The 20,850-nt window shown below is 74.6% G+C and carries 19 protein-coding genes; 9 read left to right on the top strand and 10 right to left on the bottom strand.

Annotation, left to right across the window (positions count from 1 at the left end; all coding sequences use genetic code 11):
* Nucleotides 1-131 precede the first annotated feature (131 nt).
* From hemC to AB2U05_RS25935, 3 genes are all read left to right on the top strand, one after another.
* Nucleotides 132-1,067: a hydroxymethylbilane synthase gene (gene hemC / locus AB2U05_RS25925; protein WP_045697361.1), complete on the top strand. Its 936-nt coding sequence runs from the start codon at nt 132-134 to the stop codon at nt 1,065-1,067.
* Nucleotides 1,068-1,193: 126 nt separating this feature from the next.
* Nucleotides 1,194-3,050, top strand: a complete 1,857-nt coding sequence (locus AB2U05_RS25930) for a protein kinase (protein ID WP_369184391.1) — start codon at nt 1,194-1,196, stop codon at nt 3,048-3,050.
* An 80-nt stretch (nt 3,051-3,130) separates the two neighbouring features.
* Nucleotides 3,131-3,670, top strand: a complete 540-nt coding sequence (locus tag AB2U05_RS25935) for a hypothetical protein (protein ID WP_369184392.1) — start codon at nt 3,131-3,133, stop codon at nt 3,668-3,670.
* A 15-nt stretch (nt 3,671-3,685) separates the two neighbouring features.
* On the opposite strand, the gene AB2U05_RS25940 is transcribed toward AB2U05_RS25935, so the two are convergent.
* Complete coding sequence (locus AB2U05_RS25940) at nt 3,686-4,249, bottom strand: ArsR/SmtB family transcription factor (RefSeq protein ID WP_369184393.1); 564 nt, start codon at nt 4,247-4,249, stop codon at nt 3,686-3,688.
* Nucleotides 4,250-4,321: 72 nt separating this feature from the next.
* On the opposite strand from AB2U05_RS25940, the gene def reads away from it, so the two are divergent.
* Both def and AB2U05_RS25950 read left to right on the top strand, forming a co-directional pair.
* Nucleotides 4,322-4,960, top strand: coding sequence for a peptide deformylase (gene def / locus AB2U05_RS25945; protein WP_369184394.1), 639 nt, complete (start codon nt 4,322-4,324; stop codon nt 4,958-4,960).
* A gap of 179 nt (nt 4,961-5,139) precedes the next feature.
* The gene (locus AB2U05_RS25950) at nt 5,140-5,679 is read left to right on the top strand and encodes a hypothetical protein (RefSeq protein WP_045697354.1); all 540 of its coding nucleotides are present in this window, start codon (nt 5,140-5,142) and stop codon (nt 5,677-5,679) included.
* Between the two features lie 64 nt (nt 5,680-5,743).
* On the opposite strand, the gene AB2U05_RS25955 is transcribed toward AB2U05_RS25950, so the two are convergent.
* Complete coding sequence (locus AB2U05_RS25955; RefSeq protein ID WP_369184395.1) at nt 5,744-6,763, bottom strand: hypothetical protein; 1,020 nt, start codon at nt 6,761-6,763, stop codon at nt 5,744-5,746.
* A gap of 134 nt (nt 6,764-6,897) precedes the next feature.
* Between AB2U05_RS25955 and AB2U05_RS25960 the strand changes: the two genes are divergently transcribed.
* The gene (locus AB2U05_RS25960) at nt 6,898-7,488 is read left to right on the top strand and encodes a TetR/AcrR family transcriptional regulator (RefSeq protein WP_045697350.1); all 591 of its coding nucleotides are present in this window, start codon (nt 6,898-6,900) and stop codon (nt 7,486-7,488) included.
* 3 nt (nt 7,489-7,491) lie between these two features.
* Here AB2U05_RS25960 and AB2U05_RS25965 read toward each other — a convergent pair whose 3' ends face one another.
* Nucleotides 7,492-8,118, bottom strand: a complete 627-nt coding sequence (locus tag AB2U05_RS25965; RefSeq protein ID WP_052706412.1) for a TetR/AcrR family transcriptional regulator — start codon at nt 8,116-8,118, stop codon at nt 7,492-7,494.
* 113 nt (nt 8,119-8,231) lie between these two features.
* Here AB2U05_RS25965 and AB2U05_RS25970 point away from each other — a divergent pair, with 113 nt between their 5' ends.
* Nucleotides 8,232-8,975 carry an SDR family oxidoreductase gene (locus AB2U05_RS25970; RefSeq protein ID WP_045697348.1) on the top strand — a complete coding sequence of 248 codons (744 nt, stop codon included), beginning with the start codon at nt 8,232-8,234 and terminating at the stop codon, nt 8,973-8,975.
* 64 nt (nt 8,976-9,039) lie between these two features.
* Here AB2U05_RS25970 and AB2U05_RS25975 read toward each other — a convergent pair whose 3' ends face one another.
* The 3 genes from AB2U05_RS25975 to AB2U05_RS25985 all read right to left on the bottom strand — a co-directional run bounded on the left by AB2U05_RS25975 (nt 9,040) and on the right by AB2U05_RS25985 (nt 12,891).
* The gene (locus AB2U05_RS25975) at nt 9,040-10,446 is read right to left on the bottom strand and encodes an SDR family NAD(P)-dependent oxidoreductase (protein WP_369184396.1); all 1,407 of its coding nucleotides are present in this window, start codon (nt 10,444-10,446) and stop codon (nt 9,040-9,042) included.
* 99 nt (nt 10,447-10,545) lie between these two features.
* A complete protein-coding gene (locus AB2U05_RS25980) occupies nt 10,546-12,060 on the bottom strand; it encodes a carbohydrate binding domain-containing protein (protein WP_369184397.1) in 1,515 nt (504 codons plus the stop codon).
* A 231-nt stretch (nt 12,061-12,291) separates the two neighbouring features.
* Nucleotides 12,292-12,891 carry a choice-of-anchor C family protein gene (locus tag AB2U05_RS25985; RefSeq protein ID WP_369184398.1) on the bottom strand — a complete coding sequence of 200 codons (600 nt, stop codon included), beginning with the start codon at nt 12,889-12,891 and terminating at the stop codon, nt 12,292-12,294.
* 430 nt (nt 12,892-13,321) lie between these two features.
* On the opposite strand from AB2U05_RS25985, the gene AB2U05_RS25990 reads away from it, so the two are divergent.
* On the top strand, nt 13,322-14,275 hold the full coding sequence (locus AB2U05_RS25990; RefSeq protein ID WP_369184399.1) for an aldo/keto reductase: 954 nt from the start codon (nt 13,322-13,324) through the stop codon (nt 14,273-14,275).
* Between the two features lie 9 nt (nt 14,276-14,284).
* Here AB2U05_RS25990 and AB2U05_RS25995 read toward each other — a convergent pair whose 3' ends face one another.
* The 4 genes from AB2U05_RS25995 to AB2U05_RS26010 all read right to left on the bottom strand — a co-directional run bounded on the left by AB2U05_RS25995 (nt 14,285) and on the right by AB2U05_RS26010 (nt 18,684).
* The gene (locus AB2U05_RS25995; RefSeq protein ID WP_369184400.1) at nt 14,285-14,890 is read right to left on the bottom strand and encodes a GNAT family N-acetyltransferase; all 606 of its coding nucleotides are present in this window, start codon (nt 14,888-14,890) and stop codon (nt 14,285-14,287) included.
* A 91-nt stretch (nt 14,891-14,981) separates the two neighbouring features.
* The gene (locus tag AB2U05_RS26000) at nt 14,982-15,671 is read right to left on the bottom strand and encodes a nitroreductase family protein (protein ID WP_045697342.1); all 690 of its coding nucleotides are present in this window, start codon (nt 15,669-15,671) and stop codon (nt 14,982-14,984) included.
* A gap of 76 nt (nt 15,672-15,747) precedes the next feature.
* Entirely contained in the window at nt 15,748-17,385 is a 1,638-nt protein-coding gene (locus tag AB2U05_RS26005) for an ABC-F family ATP-binding cassette domain-containing protein (RefSeq protein ID WP_045697340.1), read from the bottom strand.
* Between the two features lie 114 nt (nt 17,386-17,499).
* Complete coding sequence (locus AB2U05_RS26010) at nt 17,500-18,684, bottom strand: hypothetical protein (protein ID WP_369184401.1); 1,185 nt, start codon at nt 18,682-18,684, stop codon at nt 17,500-17,502.
* Between the two features lie 532 nt (nt 18,685-19,216).
* Between AB2U05_RS26010 and AB2U05_RS26015 the strand changes: the two genes are divergently transcribed.
* Nucleotides 19,217-20,824, top strand: coding sequence for an ABC-F family ATP-binding cassette domain-containing protein (locus AB2U05_RS26015; protein WP_045697336.1), 1,608 nt, complete (start codon nt 19,217-19,219; stop codon nt 20,822-20,824).
* Nucleotides 20,825-20,850 lie beyond the last annotated feature (26 nt).

Below are 20,850 nucleotides of genomic sequence, written 5' to 3' on the forward strand. Positions count from 1 at the left end.
GAGTCCGCTGGTCGCGACCGGGGCGGCCGGGCGGGCGGGGGAGGACGCGCGGCGGAGGGCACGGCCGCGCCGGTGCGTCAGTTGTCCGATGGTGCGTCAGGTCGCGGTGTTCGGAGGCCTATCATCTCGCCATGACCACCGCTGAGCTGATTCGCATCGTCTCCCGTTCCTCGCCCATGGCGCTCGCCCAGGTCGACCGGGTCCGAGCCGAACTCGCCGCGCTGTACCCGGCCCTGCGCACCGAGGTGGTGCCGGTGACCACCTCCGGCGACCGGTGGACGGGGGACCTCGCCCAGCTCGGCGGCAAGGGCGCGTTCACCAAGGAGGTCGACGCGGCGCTGCTCGCCGGCGAGGCCGACGTCGCCGTGCACTGCCTCAAGGACGTGCCCGCCGACCGCCCGCTGCCGGCCGGCACCGTCTTCGCCGCGTACCTGCGCCGCGACGACATCCGCGACGCCCTCGTCCACCCCGGCGGGCTCACCCTCGACGAACTGCCGGCCGGCACCCGGATCGGCACCTCCTCCGTCCGCCGGGTCGCCCAACTCGCCGCCACCCACCCGCACCTGGAGTGCGTGCCGATCCGCGGCAACGCCAACAGCCGGCTCGCCAAGCTGGCGGCCGGGGACGCCGACGCGCTGCTGCTCGCCGTCTCCGGGCTGGAGCGGATCGGCGAGCAGGACCGGATCACCCAGGTCCTCGGCGTCGACGCGATGTGCCCGCCGATCGGCGCCGGCATCCTCGTCCTGCAGTGCCGCGAGGACGACACCGCCACCATCGGGGCCGTCACCGGCCTCGGCCACCACGACACCTGGCGCGAGGCGGCGGCCGAGCGGATGTTCCTGCACGCCCTGCAGGGCCACTGCAACAGCCCGATCGCCGGCTACGCCAAGGCCGAGGCGGACGGCCGGCTCTCGCTGCGCGGCCGGGTCTTCAGTCCGGACGGCAAGCGGGTGCTGGACGCCCACGAGTGGGCCGGCGCCCTCGACCCGGAGGACCTCGGCACCTCGGTGGCCCTGGCGCTCAAGCGGCAGGGCGCGCAGGAGCTGATCTCGGCCATCCCGCACTGAGGCCCGGCCCGGTTCCGCCCGCCCGAGCTGTTCCGTCGTGCCCGCTGCTGACATGATTCCGGTTGCGCGGCAGGACGGCTGACGCGGCATCGGGGACGAGGGAACGGGCGCACCGGGGGGTTTGACGTGGATCCGTTGAGGCCGACCGATCCGACGACGATCGGCGGCCGCTACCGGCTGCTGGCTCGGCTCGGCCGCGGCGGGATGGGCGTCGTGTACCTCGGCCGCTCGCCGGGCGGGCGGCTGGTGGCGGTCAAGTGCGTGCACTGGGACCTCGCCACCGACCCGCTGTTCCGGCGGCGTTTCACCCAGGAGCTGGAGGCCGTCCGGCGGGTCGGCGGCTTCCACACCGCCCAGGTGGTCGACGCCGATCCGGACGGTGACCCGCCCTGGCTGGTCACCGCGTACATCCCGGGGCCGTCGCTGGACCAGGCCGTGAGCACCCACGGCCCGCTGCCCGAGCCGGTGCTGCGGGTGCTGGGCGCCGGGCTCGCCGAGGCGCTGGAGGCGATCCACGCGGCCGGGCTGGTCCACCGCGACCTGAAGCCGTCCAACGTCCTGCTCGGCGACGACGGGCCCCGGGTCATCGACTTCGGCATCGCCCGTGCCCTCGACGGCGCCTCGATCACCCGCACCCAGACCGTCATCGGCACCCCCGCCTACATGGCCCCCGAACAGATCGCCGGCGAGCCGATCAGCCCGGCCTGCGACCTGTTCAGCCTCGGCCGGGTGCTCTGCCACGCGGCCGGGTCCGACCCGTTCGGCGGCAGCGGTGAGGGGAGCGGCGGCAACGCGCAGGTGCTGCTCTACCGGATGCTGCACACCGAGCCGGACCTCGGCGGAGTGCCGGACGCGCTGCGGCCGGTCGTCGCGGCCTGCCTGGCTCGGCGCCCGCAGGACCGGCCCACTCCGGCGGAGGTGATCGCCCGGCTCGGGGCGCCCGCGTACGACGGGCCGACCGGCTCGTGGCTGCCGGCGGGGCTGCGGGGCGGGCCGGCGGTACCGGACGCCCAGCCGCCGGCGGTGCCGGAGACGCCGCGGCAGACGGCGCTCCTGCCCGTACCGCCGCCGCTGCTGGGGCCCGTTCCGGCCACACCCTCGGGGCCGATCCGTCCCGTCGAGGCCGGCGGCGGCCGGCGGCGGTCGCGGTGGCTGTGGGTGCTGGTGCCGAGTGTGCTCGCGCTGGTCGCCGCGGCCGTGCTGGTGCCCGGGTACCTGCGGCACGGCGCCCAGGACTCGTCCGGGCTGAGCAACGACGGCTTCGTCACCGCCACCAGCGGCGGCCCGCCCGACTGCGTCACCGGCGGGCCGGCCGGCACCAGCGGCAGCGTGGACTCGACGCTGGGCCCGCCCCCGGCCGTCCCCGCCGACACGCCGCACCCGCCCGCGCTCAGCAGCCCGGCCGACCAGGACATCCTGACGACGGGCGGTTCGCTGGTGCTCCGCTGGACCAAGACCGGCGCGGTGACCAAGGTCTTCACCAGCAGGTTCGGCGACACGCGGTGGCAGGCCTCCGGCTGGCTGACGACCGCCGACTGCACCTTCCGGCCCACCGGCACGGGCGTGTACCAGTGGGCCGTGGCGAGTGCGAACATCGCGTCCGCGAGCACGGTCAGCAGCGGTTGGAGCACCGTCCGCTACCTGAACGTGGTGGCGTCGGGCAGCTCGATCTACGGCAATCCGATCAAGGGCACGCCGGCCGCCCCGGAGCAGGTGGCGCCGGACGACCGGAAGGAGGTCCGGGTCGGGCAGCCGGTCGAGCTGAGCTGGACCACCCCCGGGCCGACGTCCAGCGTGAACATCCTGCTCCCGGACGCCAGGGACTGGCAGCGGATGCCGTGGAAGCGCGACCGGTCGTACACCTTCACGCCGCCGATCGCGGGCGTGTACCAGTGGGTGGTGTACGCCCAGGGGACCGGTGACTGCGGGAAGACCTCCTGCCTGAGCGCGCCGAGCGAGCAGCGGTACCTGATCGCGCGGTAGCGGGGGACGGTTCCGTGCGCCGATCCGAACCGGTGGCCCGGGCGGAGAACCGGCCGGGTGTGCGGGGCGTCCGTTGAGGCGTGATCACTGGGCTACTCGGCGGGATGCCGATGTTCTGGCCCGGGCTGTTGCTCTCGCTGGTGCCGGCGGCTCTGCTGAACCGGCCGGTGGGGCGGCTGCTGCGGGCGCACTGGGCGGTCGGCTTCCTGCTGCTGCTCGGGCTCGGCGGCGTGCTCACCGCGACCCTGCTGCCGGACGCGTTCCGGTGGTCGGAGAGCGCGGTGCGGCACTGCGCGGTGGCGGGCGTGCGGCCGCGCCGTCCGCACGAGCTGCTGACCGTGCCGCACCTCGGGTTCAAGCTGGCGGCCTACGCCTCGCTGGGCGTGGCCGCCGCGCTGGCGGGCAGCCGGTGGCGGGCCGGGCTGGCCCTGCTGGGTGCGGCGGCGGTGCCGTTCGCGGTCGCGGCGGTGCGGTACGCGGTGCCCGCGATCGGGCGGCCGTGCGACGTGCAGGACGCGTGGGACGGTGTGCAGGGGGTCGTGCTGGGCGCCGTGCTCGGGCTGCTGGCCGGGCCGGTCCTGCGGGCGGTGGCGGGGCGGGCGCGGGCGCACTCTGTGTGAGGGGGCCGGCGGCGCTCAGCGGCCGTCCGGGAGCAGCGGGAAGAGGCGGGTGACGGCGGCGACCGGGCGGGCGCCGGCGGGGCGGGCGGCCGGGTCGGTGTCGCGGTCGCGGTAGCGGGCGAGCAGGTCGCGGACGGCGTCGGCCACGGCGGCCAGTTCGGCGGGCGTCAGGTGGACGACGGCGCTGAACGCCTCGTCGTGCTGCCATTCGGCGGGGGCGTCGGCGCGGTGGGCGAGCCAGCGCCGGTAGCTCTCGTCCTCCAGGCCGCGTGCCAGTTCGTCGAAGGCGCCGGCCGGCTCGGGGTGTTCGGCCGGTTCGCGGTCTCCGGCCGGGGCCTGCTGGGGGAGGCGCCAGGGGCGGGCCCGGCCGTCGACCGGCGGGGCCTCCTCGATCAGTCCGTGCCGGGCGAGTTGCCGCAGGTGGAAGGAGCACAGCCCGGAGCTGTGGCCGAGCGCGGCGGCGGCCTCGGTGGAGGTGAGGGTGCCGCGTTCGGCGAGCAGGGCCAGCAGCGCGGTGCGGACGGCGTGTTCGGGGAGCGCGCCGGCGGCTTCCGCCGCGGTGGTGAGGTCTTCGGTCACTTTGCAAAGTCTGCTACTTTGCAAAGTCGATGACAAGCCGTCATGCTGTGAACCCTTGCGAGGAGTCCGTCGATGACCGACCGTCCGTCCGTGCTGCGTGTCACCGAGATCGGTGAGCCGATCCTGCACGGCCCCTGCCGCCCGGCCACCGAACAGGACTTCGGCAGCCCGGAGTTGGCCCGGCTGATCGACGCGATGTTCGCCACCATGTACGTCGCGGACGGCGCCGGGCTCGCCGCCAACCAGGTGGATGTCGACCTGCGGCTGTTCGTCTACGACTGCCCCGACGACGACGGCGTGCGCCACACCGGCCACCTGCTCAACCCGGTGATCGAGCCGCAGACCCCCGGGCGGCGGCTCATCGAGGAGGTCGAGGGCTGCCTCTCCGTGCCCGGCGCGAACGCCGAACTCGCCCGCCCGGCACGGGTGGTGGCGCGCGGCTTCGACCAGCACGGCACCCCGGTCACGGTCGAGGGCACCGGCTACTTCGCCCGCTGCCTCCAGCACGAGGCCGACCACCTGGAGGGGCGGCTGTACGTGGACCGGCTCGGCCGGCGCGACCGCAAGGACGTGCTGCGGCAGGTCGAGGAGTGCCGGGAGCGGGTGTTCGCGCAGCGCGCCGAGGCGGCCGGGCGGCTGGACCGGACCGGAACGGTGGCCGGTTGCGACCTCTCCTGCCGCTGCCGCCGACTGGACGCGCCGGTGTCCTGACGGGGCCGGTGTCCTGACGGGGCCGGCGTCCTGACCGGGCCGGTGGCCGCGCCCGCGCGGGTCACCCCGGCGGGGGATGCGCCGGTCCGCCGGCCGGCCGCCGAGCTGGCCCGGCCGGGGGAGCGGGCCCCCTCGCGCGGGTGAGGCGGCGGGCCGGGGTGCTCGGCGAGGGTGGACGCATGCTGAAGAACATCCCGGTGGGCGACACCGAACGCCCCGTCCCCGGCTGGGCGTTGCGCCTGGCGAAGGCCCTCCCGTTCATCGTGCTGCCGCAGTGCCTGTGGCGGCTGCCGTTCGCGTTCGACTTCTGCATGGGCCTGATCGACGAGAAGCGCGGGCCCTGGGAGTGGTGGGCCGTCCCGTACGTGTTCGGCCTGAGCCTGGTCACCGAGTCGGTGACGCTGCTGACCCTCGGGCTGGTCAGCGGCTGGGGCGAGGTGTTCCCGCGCTGGGTGCCGTTCCTGCGGGGCCGCCGGGTGCCGCCGCTGGTGGCGACCGTCCCGGCGCTGCTGGGCGGCGCGGTCGTCACCTTCCTGTTCGACCTCCTGGGGTTCATCCAGGGGGTCGACATCTTCGCCCCCGAGCGATGGGGCAGCGTGTGGTGGATGGTGCTGGCCCGGATCTGCATCACCCCCGCCATGCTCTGGGGCCCGATCACCCTCGCCCTCGCCGTCGCCTACCACCGCCGCCGCACCCGCCCGCTCGCCCTCGCCGCGTGAGCCCGCAGGCGTCCCGTGCGCAGGAAGTCGGACCGGCCGACTTCCTGCGCCCGCCCGTCCCGGTTCAGTGCGCCCGGTAGTACGCGCCGACCGCCCCGAAGGCGGCCTTCGGGTCCCAGGGCAGCCCGGGGTAGACGGCGCCCAGGCGGTCCTCGTAGACCTTGACCAGGCCGTAGCTGGCGAGGTCGAGGTCGTCGCGCGGGTCGCCGTCCGGGCGGTGGACGTGGTCGGGGAGGGCGAAGGTGAAGACGAAGGCGGAGTCGACACCGCCCGCGTCGAAGGCCTCCAGCAGTTCGCGCAGGTACCCGGCCTGGCCCTCCTCGTCGCGCTCGTACGCGCCGTTCAGCCGGACCGGGCCGGCCGGGCCGTACTCGACGATCTCCAGGCCGCGCGCGCCCCGGTCGCCCGCGCCCCGGTAGGTGGCGGAGCCGAACTCGGTGATGGCGACGGGCTTGCCCCGGGAGGTCAGCTCGTGGACGCCGGCGGCGAAGCGGTCGGCGATCTCGGCGGAGCGGTAGAGGTCGAGCGAGATCACGTCGAAGGGCGCCCAGTCGACCTGCTCCAACGGCACGGCGGCGTAGGTGACCCGCCCGCCGAAGCGGGCCCGGACGGCGGTGACCGCCTCGGCGAGGAAGGCGTTGACCCGGGCGCTCACCGCGCCGAGGTGGGCGCGCAGCGCTTCGGGCCGGGCGAGCAGCGCGACGCGCTCCTCCGTGCTGTCGCCGGGCAGGAACCCCGGGTTCATGAGGCTGAGTTCGGCGCCGGTGACGAACACCACCTCGGCCCCGCGCCGCCGCAGCCGTTCGGCGCGCTCGGCGCAGTCGGTGAACAGCCGCAGCATCTCCTCGCCGGTCCGCTCCAGTGGGTACGGCGAGTACCAGACCTCCAGTCCGAGGTCGGCGGCGTACCCGGCGGCGAGGTCGATCCGGTCGGGGTCGCCGCCCATGATCCGGACCGCGCTGCAGTGCAGGTCGTCCCGGATGATCCGCAGCTCCTCGGCGACGGTCTCGGGGTCGAACAGCTTGCGGGAGTACTCGCCGTTCTTGACGAAACCGGTGTCGTAGCTGATGCCCTTGGCGCGCATGGTCTCCTGCCTTCTGGAGGATCGGAAACTTACGGTACGGCGAGTACCGTAGTTGCCGTCCTCCCGGGAGGGCAAGTAAGGATGGGGCGGGCAAGGGCAGGCGGTACGGGCGGCATCGAGGGCGGAGCGGGAGCATGGCCGGGCAGACGCGGCGGCGCGGAGCGGCGCTGGAGGAGGCCATCCTGCGGGCGGCGGTGGCGGAGCTGACCGAGTCCGGGTACGCCGGGCTGACCATGGACAAGGTGGCCGCGCGGGCGGGCACCAACAAGAACGCCATCTACCGGCGCTGGCCCAACCGGCTGGCCCTCGGCATCGCCGCGTACAAGCAGCTCGGCAAGGCCGCGCCGCTCCCCGACACCGGCGAACTGCGCGGCGACGTGCTGGAGTTGCTGCGCCTGGTGAACCGCAACTGGAGCTCTCCGGCCGGGGCGGTGCTGCGCGAACTGCTGGCCGCGGCCGGCGGCGCGGCGGAGTTCCTGGCGCAGCTGCAGGACCAGTCCGGGGACGCGGCGGCCGCGCCCTGGCTCACCGTCCTCGGCCGCGCGGTCGCCCGCGGCGAGGTGGCGCCCGAGGCGCTGCACCCGAGGGTCGCGACCGTGGCGGTGGTGCTGCTGCGCAACGAGTTCGTGGCGCGCGGGGTGCCGACCGCGCCGGACGACGTGCTGGTGGAGATCGTCGACGAGGTGTACCTGCCGCTGGTGCGGCGGCGCGGGCGGGCCGGGTAGCCGTCAGGCGTTGCCGGTCAGCAGGGTGGTGGCGAGGCGGTCCGCGGTGGCGGCGTCCAGGGGGGCGTGGCCGAGCAGGAAGCGGTACCAGAAGACGCCGTAGACCTGGTCCGCGATCAGGTCGAGGTCGGCGTCCGGCCCGAGTTCGCCGCGTGCGCGGCCGCGGGCGAGGAGTTCGCGCAGGGCGTCGCGGCGGGCGGCGGTGAAGCTGCGCATGAGCTCGGCGAGGTGGGGGTCGCGGGCGGCCTCGCGGGCGACGGCGCGCAGGGCGGAGGCGGTGGTGTCCCGCTGGGCGGCGTCGAAGGTGGTGGCGACGAAGGTGCGCAGGTCGGCGCGGAGGTCGCCGGTGTCGGGGCCGGTCACGTCCTGGTCGGCGCGGTCGGTCAGGGCGTCGAGCAGGACGGCGCCCTTCGACGGCCACCAGCGGTAGACGGTCTGCTTGCCGACGCCGGCGGTGCGGGCGATGGCGTCGATGGTGACGGGGGTGCCGTCGGCGGTGGCGAGCAGGGTCAGAGCGGCGTCCAGGATCGCGCGGTGGGCGGCCTCGTTGCGGCGCCGTCCGGTGTGCGGGCGCGCGGGCTGGGGCGCGGCGGCGTCCGTGGTTCCGGCGCTCTCGGCGGTCTCGCTCATCTGGGTTCCTTCCCGTACTGCCCTCACTTGACAAGACTAGCAGTCTCGACAAACATCATTGCCGGAACGAACGGTCTCGACAAGCTATCGCCCCGCCGGAAGGACCCACCGTCATGAGCACTGCGTCAACTCTGTTCGCCGGACAGCGCGTCGTCGTCATGGGCGGCAGCTCCGGCATCGGCGAGGCCGCCGCCACCGCCTTCGCGGCGGACGGTGCCGAGGTCGTCGTCACCGGCCGCGACCGCGACCGGCTGGACGCCGCCGTCGCCAGGATCGGCGGCAAGACCACCGGGCAGCAGGTGGACGCCGCCGACCCGGCCGCACTCGCCGCCTTCTTCGCCGGGGCCGGGACCGTCGACCACCTGGTCGTCTCGGTCAGCGGCTCGGCCGGCGGCGGCCCCTTCGCCCAGCTCGACCTCGCCGAGCTGGCCCGCGGCTTCGACGCCAAGTTCTGGCCGCAGGTGCGCGTCCTGCAGGCGGCGCTGCCGCACCTGCGCAAGGACGGCTCGGTCACCCTGATCACCGCCGGCTCCTCCCGCGCCGCCTTCCCGGGTACCGCCGGACTGGCCGCCATCAACGGCGCGCTGGACGCGATGGTCCCGCCGCTGGCCGTCGAGCTCGCCCCGCTGCGGGTCAACGCCGTCTCGCCGGGCGTCATCGACACCCCGTGGTGGGACCGCGTCCCGGCCGAGCAGCGCACCGCGCTGTTCGACGGGCTGGCCGCCACCACCCCGGTCGGCCGGGTCGGCCGGCCGGAGGACGTCGCCCGGGCGATCCACCTGCTCGCCGCCAACACCTTCGTCACCGGCGTGGTGCTCGACGTCAACGGCGGGACGAACCTCGCCACCGGCCGCTGAGACGGCCGCGGCCCGCCCCGGAACGCTCCCGGGGCGGGCCGCCGTCAGCGCTGCGCCCGCGCCGTCACCACTCGGCGACCAGGTAGTCCTTGAGGAACACCCCCGACACCGGGTGCCCGGCCTCGCCGCGGACGATCGGGTCGTAGACCCGGGCCGCGCCGTCGACGATGTCGAGCGGGGTGCGGAAGCCCTGGTCGGCGAGGTGGGCCTTCTTGGGGGCCGGGTTCTCGTCGGTGATCCACCCGGTGTCGACGGCGCACATGTGCACGCCGCGGGCGGCGAGCTCGGCGGCGCTGGTGCGGGTGAGCATGTTGAGCGCGGCCTTGGCCATGTTGGTGTGCGGGTGGCGCGCGGTCTTGTTGCGGACGGCGAACCGGCCCTCGACGGCGGTGACGTTGACGATGTAGCGGGCCGGGTGCGGGGAGGCGAGCAGCAGCGGCAGCAGCCGGTCGCAGAGCAGCGCCGGGGCGAGGGCGTTGACCAGCTGGACCTCCAGCACCTCGGCCGGGTCGAGCGAACCGAGCGTGGCGGACCACGAGTTGGCGGGGGCGAGGTCGGGCAGCAGGCCCGCCTCGTCGGCGAGGTCGAGCAAGGAGCCCGCTCCCGCGGCGAGTTGGACGGTTCCGGTAGCCGGCCGGAACCCCGGTGCGTGGGTGATCGCCCGGCGGTCGGCGGCGGACAGCGCCCCCTGCTCGCCGGCCGTCAGCAGCGCGTACGACTCCGGCGGGCGGCGCAGCGTCTGCGCGGCGTTGTTGACCAGGATGTCGAGCGGCCGGCCCTCGGCGCGCAACTGCTCGGTGAGGCCGAGGACCTGGCGCGGGTCGCGGAGGTCGATGCCGACCACGGTGAGCCGCTCCCACCACTGCGCGCTGCCCTCGACGGCCCGGAAGCGGCGCACGGTGTCGTGCGGGAAGCGGCTGGTGACGGTGAGCTCGGCGCCGTCGCGCAGCAGCATCAGGGCGAGCTGGAAGCCGATCTTCACCCGGCCGCCGGTGAGCAGCGCCCGGCGTCCGCGCAGGTCGGTGCCGAGGCCGCGGCGGGCGGTGTTGTCGGCCGCGCAGTCCGGGCAGAGCATGTGGTAGAAGCCGTCGACCTGGCGGTACTTGTGCTTGCAGACGTAGCACCGGCGCGGGGTCAGCAGGTCGCCGACCGGCCCGGTGGCGACGGCGGCGAGCGGGGCGTCCTCCCGGCGCTGCCGGTCGCCGGTCGCGGTGGCGGCGAGCAGCCCGGCGTCGGTCCGCCGGGCGGTGTCCTTGGCCTCCTGCCGGCGGTACTTGCGGCTGGCGCGGACGAAGGCGGTGAGCTGCTGCTCGGCGTGCAGGCGGGTGCGGTCGTGGAACGGCAGGGCGCGCAGGCGGCCGAGGGTGTGGCTGAACGCTGCGAGTTCCTCGGGGGTGAGGCCTGCCGCGCAGGCGGCGTCGCTGGTCGGGAATAGCGTGTCGAGCTGCTGGTGGTCGTCCCGGACCGTCATGTCCGCCCCCTCGGTGTGGTTCAGGTGGAACGGACTGTAGTCAACGGTCCGGGACGATGAAATGCCAATTAATCGGGCCCGGTGCCCGGCTCGGTCCGGTCAGCCCGCGTACCGGGCGAAGATCCTGGCGAACTCGTACGGCTGCTGCGGGATGTTGGTGCACTTGGCCAGCGAGCCGCCGGTGCAGGCGTTGGCGTCGCGGGTGGCGTCCCAGAAGGCCAGCAGGCCCAGGTGGTTCTGCGTGGCGAAGGTCACCAGCTGCTGGGCGGCGGCCTGGTCGTAGACCTGGTGGTCGTCGTTCTCGCCGAGCATCGGGGTGACGCCGACCATGGCCCACAGCTGGGCGTCGCCCTTCGCCGGGTACAGCGCCTTGAGCTGGCCGAACAGCGACTGCGCGGCCTGGACGGCGGCGTTGCCGTAGTCGGTGCCCGCCCGGTAGTAGTCCATCGCCATGATGTTCACCAGGTCGGTGTTCACGCCCGCGTCCCGGGCGGACTTGACGATGGCGACGCCCTCGGCGGTCAGCCCCTCGGGCAGCACGGGCAGGGTGAACGAGACCTTCAGCCCGGGGTGGGCCTGCTGCAGCTTGGCGAGCGCGGCCGAGCGGCGGTCGTTGGCGGCGGTGTCGGCGATCGCCGCGCCCTCGATGTCGAAGTCGACGTAGCGCAGGCCGTAGGCGTTGACCACGGCGTCGTACTCGTTGAACAGCGAGTCCACCGTGCCGCAGGCGGCGGCGAGTTCGGTGCCGCTGGCGCCGCCGAAGGAGAGCTTGACGTCGCCGCCGGCGGCGCGCAGCGCGTCGATCTGGTCCTTGGCCCAGCCGGTGCGGGGGTCGTAGGCGTTGAACCAGCTGGCCTTGCAGCCGACGCCGGTGACGAAGCCCATGGTGTAGCCCTTGAGGTTGCCGGCCTTGGCCATGTCCGGCATCGACGGGGTGGGCCAGGCGCCCATGTCGATGTAGGGCGCGACCGGGAGGGCGACGTTCGGCGGCGGGGTGGAGGGGCCGCCGGTGGGCGTGCCGGTGGGCGTGCCCGGGCCGGTCGGCGGGGTGGAGGGCGGCGTGGACGGGGTGCCGCCGGGGCCGGTGAGCGCGATGTCGTCGGCGAGGTAGGCGCCCTGCCCGTACCAGCCGTGCAGGTACACGGTGACGCTGGTGGTCGTCGGCCCGGTGGTGAGGCTGGTGGACAGCTGCTGCCAGTCGGCGCCGCCCGGGGTCCACACCGCCGGGTCGGTGACGCCGCTGCCGGTGGCGCCGAGGTAGACGTACTGCCCGCGCACCCAGGCGCTGAGGGTGTACGTGGTGTTGGGCCGGACGGCGACGGTCTGGCCGCACTGTGCGGTGTCGCTCGTGCTCGCGGCCCCCTTCAGGGCGTACGTCCCGCTGCGGGCACCGGAGTTGACGATGCCGCCGGTGCTGGCGGAACAGCTCCACGGGCTGAGCGTGCCGCTCTCCAGGCCGCCGTTGGCGAGCAGGTTGCCGTCCGCGGCGCCGGCGTTGCCGGCGAGGGCGGCGAGGCCGCCCGCGGCGAGCGCGGTGGCGGCGGCGAGGCTGAGCAGCTTGGTGCGGCCGGCGGGGCGGCGGTGGGCGGGGGCGGTGTGGGGCGCGCTGGGCATGGGGGTGCCTCTCGGGAACGGTGGGCCGCCCGCGCCGTGAGGGGGGACACGGGGCGGGCGGCAGCACGGGGGCTGGTCCGGTGCGGGGAGGAGCGCGGTGCTGAGCATCAAACTGGACTAGACCAGGTGTGCACGTCAAGCATCTCCCCGCTCCCGGAGGTCCACCGGAGGCGTTCTTCAGGCTGGGTTAAGGCGCCGGGGTGAGGCCGGGCGATGCGAGCCGACGGCTGCTCAGTTGCCGCAGCAGGCCTTGCACTCCTTCACCTGGATGTCGTCGAGCACCGGCCCGTACGGGCCCGCCACGGTGCTGGCGAAGGTCAGCGTGGTGGAGGAGTTGCGCGCGACGAAGCTGAACTGCCGCCCCACGTACCCCATGTCGGCCCTGGTCTTGCCGGTGATGTCGAAGGTGAAGTCCTGGAAGTCCTGGCCGTCGATCTCGGCCCGGCCGGTGCGCAGGGCGGGCCCGCCCGCGGGGTTGCCGGCCAGTGCGTACGTCACCGAGTAGGTGGCGCCGGGGGTGGTGGCGAAGGTCTGGGCGATGGTGCCGGCGCCGGCGCCGTTGAGGTCGAGCGACTGGTCGCCCTCGGCGGCCTGCCAGAAGCCGGCGCCGATCAGGTCGACGCTGCCGGCGGTGATCCGCCACGGGCCGATGCTCTGGCCGGCGGCGAACTCGGTGAAGCTGTTCGCGGGGGCCTTGGGCGACTCGAAGCTGCCGTCGTCGAAGCGGCTGGCGGCGCGGTGCCCGCCGGCGGCCTGGGCCGGGGTGGCGAGCACGGTGGCGCCGGCCACCAGCAGGGCGACGGCGGTGATGCGCAGGCGCGAGACGGACATGGGTTTCCTCCCCAACTCGGACGCGAGGGGCCTGGTCGGCCGCACACAGAGGGTCGACCGCCCCGGACGGCCCTGCCAAGATCGGGGCGGCGGCGCCCGGTGGTGCGACCGGCCGTGGCATATGCCCGTACGCGCCGGTTTGCCGGGTGTTCGCCCGTGGGGGAGCGGGGGAGCCGGGCGGGCCGAACGGGGGCGAACTCCCGTGCCGGACGTCCGGAGTGCCGCAGCCGGTGGTGAAGCTCCGGGCGCGCGCCCCGCTCGCACCCCGTGGTGGGTCGATCACCATACGAACGCCAGGTGATGCGATGCGGTGCCGGGTTCGAGTTCGGGTTCGAGTTCGAGCGCACTTGACCTCGAGTGCACTCCAACCGGCAAGCTGGCCGCGTCGATCCACCGCACCACCCGTCACCACCAGATCGGAGCACCCGTCATGCGCAAGGCCGCGTTCGGCAGCAACGGACCCGAGGTCGGCGTCCTCGGCCTCGGCTGCATGGGGATGACCTGGGCCTACGACGTCGGCAACCGCGACGACGACACCTCCGTCGCGGTGATCCGGCGGGCCCTGGACCTCGGCGTCACCCTGTTCGACACCGCCGACATGTACGGCCCGTACACCAACGAGGAGGTGGTCGGCGCCGCGCTGGCCGGCCCGTACCGGGAGCGCGCGTTCCTGGCCACCAAGGTGGGCATCGTCCCCGGCGGCGCGGGCCAGCTGGAGCGCAACGGCCGGCCCGAGCACGTGCGGCGCTCGATCGACGAGAGCCTGCGCCGGCTCGGGACCGACCACGTCGACCTCTACCAGCTGCACCGGGTCGACCCGGACGTCCCGATCGAGGAGACCTGGGGCGCGTTCGCCGAGGCCGTCCGGGCGGGCAAGGCGCTGAGGATCGGGCTCTCCGAGGTGGGCGTCGAGGAGATCAGGCGGGCGCAGGCGGTGCACCCCGTCGCCTCCGTGCAGTCCGAGCTGTCGCTGTGGACCCGGGACGCGCTGGCCGAGGTGCTGCCGTACACCGAGGCGCAGGGCATCGCCTTCCTGCCGTTCTCCCCGCTCGGCCGGGGCTTCCTGACCGGCAGCATCTCCTCCTTCGACGAGCTCCCCGCCGACGACTTCCGCCGCCGGCTGCCGCGCTTCCAGCAGGACGCGCTGAAGGCGAACCTGGCGCTGGTCGGGCGGGTCCGGGAGATCGCCGAGCGGATCGGCACCACCCCCGCGCGGGTCGCGCTGGCCTGGGTGCTCGCGCAGGGCCGGTACGTCTTCCCGATCCCGGGCACCAAGACGCCGCGCTACCTGGCGGACAACGTGGGCGCGGCCGACATCGAGCTGTCCGCGGCCGACCTCGCCGAGCTGGACGCGCTGCCGGTGCCCACCGGCGAGCGCTACTGAGGCCGCTGCCTACCGCTCCCTGATCCAGACCAGCTGCCGTCCGGTCTCCGCCGGGGCCCGGACGGCGGCCTCGGCCACCCGGTCCAGCCGGTAGCCGAGCTTGCGCGGGACGGCCGCGCTGGCCGCGTTCGCCCGGTCGCAGCGGATCTCCACCCGCGCGATCCCGGGCAGCGCCAGCGCGGCCTCGGTCAGCGCCCCGGCCGCGGTGGTCGCGATGCCGCGGCCGACGTGCCGCTCGGCCACCCAGTAGCCGATCTCCAGCGCCCCCGGGCCGACCCGCCCGTGCAGGCCGAACGCGCCGACCACGCCGCCCGGCTCGGCGTCCAGCCAGGCCAGGTACAGGAAGTCGGTGCCGGCCTCCCAGGCGGCCGCGCCGGCCCGGGTCAGCTCGACCGTGCGGGCCGGGCTCGGCGCCTCGGCCGCCCACTCCAGCCACGGCCGCAGGTGCTCCAGGTTCGCCCGCAGCGCCTGGTGCAGCGCTGCCGCGTGGCAGCTGCGGCGCCGGCGCAGCCGGAGCCCGCCGGGCAGCCGCAGCAGCTCGGGCGGCCGCCCGGGGGTCGCCTCGCGCGCCCGGGCCGGGGCGGGGTCGCAGGAGCGTGGCTGTGCGTGGCTCATGGCCGGGATTATGGTCCCGGCCGGAACCGGCCGCCACGCGCGGCCCCCGGGTGCAGGGCGCGGCCCCCGGGTACGGGGCGCGCCCGGCCGGTCAGAGCCGGACCAGCACCTCGTCGAGCTCCTTGCGCCTCAGGTCCGGCACCCGCGCCCCCTCGGCCGGGTAGCCGACCGGGATCACGTACGCGGCGCGCTCCTCCGCCGGGCGGTCGCACACCTCGTTCAGGAACCTCATCGGGCTCGGCGTGTGGGTCAGCGTGGCCAGCCCGGCCTGGTGCAGCGAGGCCAGCAGCAGCCCGACCGCGATCCCCACCGATTCCTTGGTGTAGTACGGGCGCGGCGACCGCGGGCCCTTGTGCACCTCGAACACCACGATCACCGCGGGCGCGTCCTCCAGGAACGGCTTGTGCCAGTCGGTGCCGATCGGCGCCAGCGCGGTCAGCCACTCCTCCGAGGCCCGGTGGGCGTAGAACTCGCGCTCCTCGGCCTCGGCGGCCTCGCGCAGCCGCCGCTTGCGGTCCGGGTCGGTGATCACCACGAACCGCCAGGGCTGGACGTGCGCGCCGCTGGGCGCGGTGTTCGCGGTGCGCACCGCCCACTCGACCGCCCCCTCGGGGATCGGGCGGGTGGAGTAGTCGCGGACGGTCCGGCGCTGCGCCATCACGTCGTGGAACGCCCTGCCGCGGGCCTCGGCCTCGTGGGCGGGCACCGTCATCGGGGTGAGCGGGACGGTCGGGTACGACGCCGCCGCCGGGCTCTCAACGCTCTCAACGTTCTCAACCATGGGCGACAGCACAGCACATGGCGGCCCGCCCGGGAAGAGGTAGAGACCAATTCCCGGGCGCCGGGCGGCGGGGCCGTCAGAGCTCGTGCACCAGCCCGTCCCGGACCTCGATCCGCCGGTTCACCGAGACGGCGTCCAGCATCCGCCGGTCGTGGGTGACCAGCAGCAGGGTGCCGGTGTACGTGGCCAGGGCGGACTCCAGCTGCTCGATCGCCGGCAGGTCCAGGTGGTTGGTGGGCTCGTCCAGCACCAGCAGGTTCACCCCGCGGGCCTGCAGCAGCGCGAGCGCGGCCCGGGTGCGCTCACCGGGGGAGAGGGTGTCGGCCGGGCGCAGCACGTGCACCGCCTTCAGGCCGAACTTGGCCAGCAGGGTGCGCACGTCCTCCGGGCTGGACTCCGGGACGGCGGCGGCGAAGGCGTCGATCAGCTTCTCCTCGCCGAGGAACAGCCCGCGCGCCTGGTCGACCTCGCCGACCACCACGCCCGAGCCCAACGCGGCGCTGCCGCCGTCGAGTTCGAGCCGGCCCAGCAGGGCGGCCAGCAGCGTGGACTTGCCCGCGCCGTTGGCGCCGGTGATGGCGACCCGGTCCGCCCAGTCGAGCTGCAGGTCCACCGGGCCGAGGGTGAAGTCGCCGCGCCGGGCGACCGCCGCGCGCAGGGTGGCGACCACCGCGCCGGAGCGCGGCGCCGCCGCGATCTCCATCCGCAGCTCCCACTCCTTGCGCGGCTCCTCGACCACGTCCAGCCGCTCGATCATGCGCTGGGTCTGCCGGGCCTTGGAGGCCTGCTTCTCGGTGGACTCGGTGCGCTTGGCCTTGGCGTTCTTGTCGTTGTCGCCGCCCTTGCGGCGGGCGTTGCGGACGCCGTGCTCCATCCAGTTGCGCTGCATCTGCGCCCGGGCCTCCAGCGAGGACTTGGTGTCCGCGTAGTCCTCGTACGCCTCGCGGGCGTGCCGGCGGGCCACCGCGCGCTCCTCCAGGTACGACTCGTAGCCGCCGCCGTAGAGGTTGACCTGCTGCTGGTGCAGGTCGAGCTCCAGCACCTTGGTCACGGTGCGGGCCAGGAACTCGCGGTCGTGGCTGATCACCACGGTGCCGGCGCGCAGGCCCTTGACGAAGGCCTCCAGCCGGTCCAGGCCGTCCAGGTCGAGGTCGTTGGTGGGCTCGTCGAGCAGGAAGACGTCGTAGCGGGACAGCAGCAGCGAGGCCAGGCCGGCCCGGGCGGCCTGGCCGCCGGACAGCGCCGTCATCGGCAGGTCGAGGGAGACCTTCAGGCCGAGCGAGTCGGCGACCTCCTCGGCCCGCTCGTCCAGGTCGGCGCCGCCGAGGTCGAGCCAGCGGTCCAGGCTCGCCGCGTAGGCGTCGTCGGCGCCCGGGCGGCCCTCGACCAGGCCCTCGGTGGCCTCGTCCAGCGCGGCCTGGGCGGCCGCCACGCCGGTGCGCCGGGCCAGGAAGGCGCGCACCGACTCGCCCTCGCGCCGCTCCGGCTCCTGCGGGAGGTGGCCGACGTTGGCGCTCGCCGGGCTGAGCCGCAGCGAGCCGCCCTCGGGCGTGTCCAGGCCGGCCAGCAGCCGCAGCAGGGTCGACTTGCCGGCGCCGTTCACCCCGACCAGGCCGATCACGTCACCGGGGGCGACCACCAGGTCCAGGCCGGAGAAGAGGGTGCGTTCGCCGTGGCCGGCGCTGAGGTCCTTGACTACGAGTGTGGCGCTCATGATGAGCCCGATTGTAGGAGGAGCGGGCCGGGCGACGGAAAAGCCCGGGGGCCGCGGCGGTGCTCGCCACGGCCCCCGGGCCGGTCACTCAGCGGGCTCGGTCGGCCCGGCGGCTCACTTCGACTTCTTCGTGAAGTAGTCGAACATGTGCGCCGCCACGTCCTCCAGGTACGGGCCCGCCTCGTAGGTGTTGGCGTTGTTGCCGATGGAGGTGTCGCTGACCAGGGCCGGCTTGCCGTCCTTGGTGGCGTACCAGCCGCCGCCGCTGCTGCCGCCGGTCATGTTGCAGCCGATCGCCAGCATCGCCGGGCGGCTCGGCTCGCCGGGCTTCGCGGCCGGCTTGCCGCCGTCGCAGTGCTCCAGCTCCACGCCGTCGAAGGGCTTGCCGGCCGGGTAGCCGTAGCTGGTCACGGACAGCTGCTCACGCGGGGCGTTGAACCACAGCGGCACCGAGCCGCCGACGGTCTCCTCCAGCGACTTGCCGCCGGTGGGGTTGGCCACCTTGATGATGCCGAAGTCGTACTGGCTCCACGGGCCGCCCTTCTCCGGGTCGGCCTCGGCCGTCCACTGCGGCGAGACCATGCCGGCGGTGGCGTCCCACTCGCCGTACGGCTCGGCGGCGGCCTCGTCGCCCTGCTTGCCGCCGCTCAGCAGGCCGTTGCTGTTGTAGGCCGGGGCGAAGGTGATGTTGGTGTAGTACTTGCCGCCCTTGCCGCCGTGCAGGCAGTGGCTGGCGGTCCACACCAGGTTGCTCTTGCCGGGGTTGGCCGGGTCGGAGACGACGGTGCCGGAGCACACGTAGTCCTCGTTGCCGTCCTTGAAGAAGATCTTGCCGTTGACGTGCAGGTTCTTCGCGAACGGGTGCGCCACGGGCTTCGCCGGGACGACGCTCGGCGCCTGCCCGGGGGCGGCCGGCGGCTGGGTGGCGGTCGGCTGGGCCGGCGCGGCGCTGGTGGGCTGCGCGGGCGGCTGGGTCGGGTCCGCCGGCGGCTGCGGCATCGGCTTCGGCTTCGCGTTCAGCAGCTTCTGCAGGTTCCAGTAGCCCTTGACGGCCGGAGTGATGACGTTCGCCTGGGCCCACTTGTCCCAGTCCTCGAACTTCCAGGTCTTCAGCTCTTCGGCGGTCGGCAGCTTGAACGGCGCCGGCTTGCCGGTGGCGCTGCCCGCGACGGTCGGCGCCGTGGTCTGGGCGACGGCCGGGTCGCTGTTGTCGGGGCCGCAGGCGGTGGCGGCCAGCACGGTCAGCGCGGCGACGGAGGCACCCAGGACGGCACGGCTCGACCGGGTTATCGGTGACATGGTTTCAAATCCCCCTGTTGACTACCGCCATGCGTCCCCTTCCGCGGGTACGGCCCCGTGGGAGCCGCAGGCATGGCAGGTCAGGAGTCTGCCATGCGGACGGGCGGCCACCGGCGGCCACCCCCGTCCGGTGCCGGGCTGTCACCGGATCGGCACCGGATCGGCACGGTGCCTCCGCCACGGGCGCGCGGGACCTCCGCCGGCCGGCCGGAACCGGGGCGCGCGGGACCTCCGCCCGCCGGCCGGAACCGGGGCGCGCGGAAAATCGGTTGCCCGTGTCCGCCGGGCCGCCTAGCGTTGCCGACGTCATCCGCCAGACAAGGAGAAGGCCGTTGCTCTACTGAGGTCCTGAGACACCGCCCCGCCGCGCAGGCCCCTGCCGCCGCGCGGTGCGCGAAGTGTGCGACCTCAGTCACGGCCCGTGGCGCCCCTGATCCGCGCCACCCCTTCCCCCCCGGCCGTCCCGGTTCCGCACCCGCGGTGTCTTCCCGTGTTGCTCATCACCCCATCGGCAACCACCCGGGAGGCCCCCATGGCACAACCCACCACCGCCGTCCTCTGCACCGACCTGGCCTTCGAATGGCCGGACGGCAAGCCCGTCCTCGACGGCTTCAACCTCGCGGTCGGCCCCGGCCGCACCGGCCTGATCGGGCTCAACGGCGCCGGCAAGTCCACCCTGCTGCGGCTCATCGCCGGAGACCTCGCCCCCACCCGCGGCGCCATCCGGGTGGCCGGTGAACTCGGCTACCTGCCCCAGGGGTTGACGCTCGACACCGGCCTGCGGGTCGACGAGGCGCTCGGCATCCGGGCCGCCCGCGAGGCCCTGCACGCCATCGAGTCCGGCGACACCGACCAGCGCCACTTCGACGCGGTCGGCGACGACTGGGACGTCGAGGAGCGCGCCCGCGCCACCCTCGACCGGCTCGGCCTGCGCCGCCTCGGTCTGGACCGCACCACCGGCGAACTCTCCGGCGGCGAGGCCGTGCTGCTGCGCCTGGCCGCCCTGCTGCTGCGCCGCCCCGACGTCCTGCTGCTGGACGAGCCGACCAACAACCTCGACCGCGCCGCCCGCGAGCGGCTGTACGAGACGGTGGCCGGCTGGCACGGCGTCCTGCTGATCGTCAGCCACGACCGCGAACTGCTCGCGCACGTGGACCAGATCGCCGACCTGCGGGACGGCGACGTCACCTGGTACGGCGGCAACTTCGACGCCTACGAGCACACCCTCGCGGCCCAGCAGGAGACGGCCGAGCGCCTGCTGCGCAACGCCGAGGCCGACGTCCAGCGCCAGAAGCGGGACTTGGTCGAGGCCCGCAGCCGGCTGGAGCGCAGCGCGTCGTACGGCAAGAAGCGCTCGGTCACCCGCAACGACCCGCACATCTTCGCCGGCATGCTCAAACGCAAGGGCCAGGAGACCGCCGGGCGGCTCCAGGGCATGCACACCGAACGGCTGGAGGAGGCCAAGCAGCGCCTCGCCGCCGCCGAGGAGGCGGTGCGCGACGACGCGGAGATCCGGATCGACCTGCCGCGCACCGCGGTGCCGGCCGGGCGCACCGTGCTCACCCTCCAGAAGGTCCGGCTGCCGAACGGCGCCACCGCCGACCTCGACCTGCGCGGCCCCGAGCGGATCGCCCTGGTCGGCGGCAACGGCGCGGGGAAGACCACCCTGCTGCGCACCATCGCGGGCGAACTCTCCCCACTGGAGGGCGAGGTGACCACCCCGGTGCCGCTGCGCCACCTGCCGCAGCGGCTCGACCTGCTGGACGACGGGCTCAGCGTCGTGCAGAACGTCAAGCAGTTCGCCCCCGCCGCCGGGGACAACGCCATCCGGGCCCGGCTCGCCCGCTTCCTGTTCCGCGGCGCGCGGGCCGAGCAGGAGGCCGGCACGCTGTCCGGCGGCGAGCGGTTCCGGGCCACCCTGGCCGCGCTGCTGCTGGCCGACCCGCCGCCCCAGCTGCTGCTGCTCGACGAGCCGACCAACAACCTCGACCTGGCCAGCGTCCGCCAGCTCACCCAGGCGCTCGCCGCCTACCAGGGGGCGCTGGTCGTGGCCAGCCACGACCTGCCCTTCCTGCGTGGGCTGGGCCTGACCAGGTGGCTGGAGCTGGACGGCGAGCTGCGGGGGGTGGATCCGATGTAGCGCCCGCGGTCGGCCCGCCCGGGCGG

Origin of the sequence: Streptomyces sp. Y1, assembly GCF_041053115.1 — a bacterium.
Lineage (GTDB): Bacteria > Actinomycetota > Actinomycetes > Streptomycetales > Streptomycetaceae > Kitasatospora > Kitasatospora rubellomurina.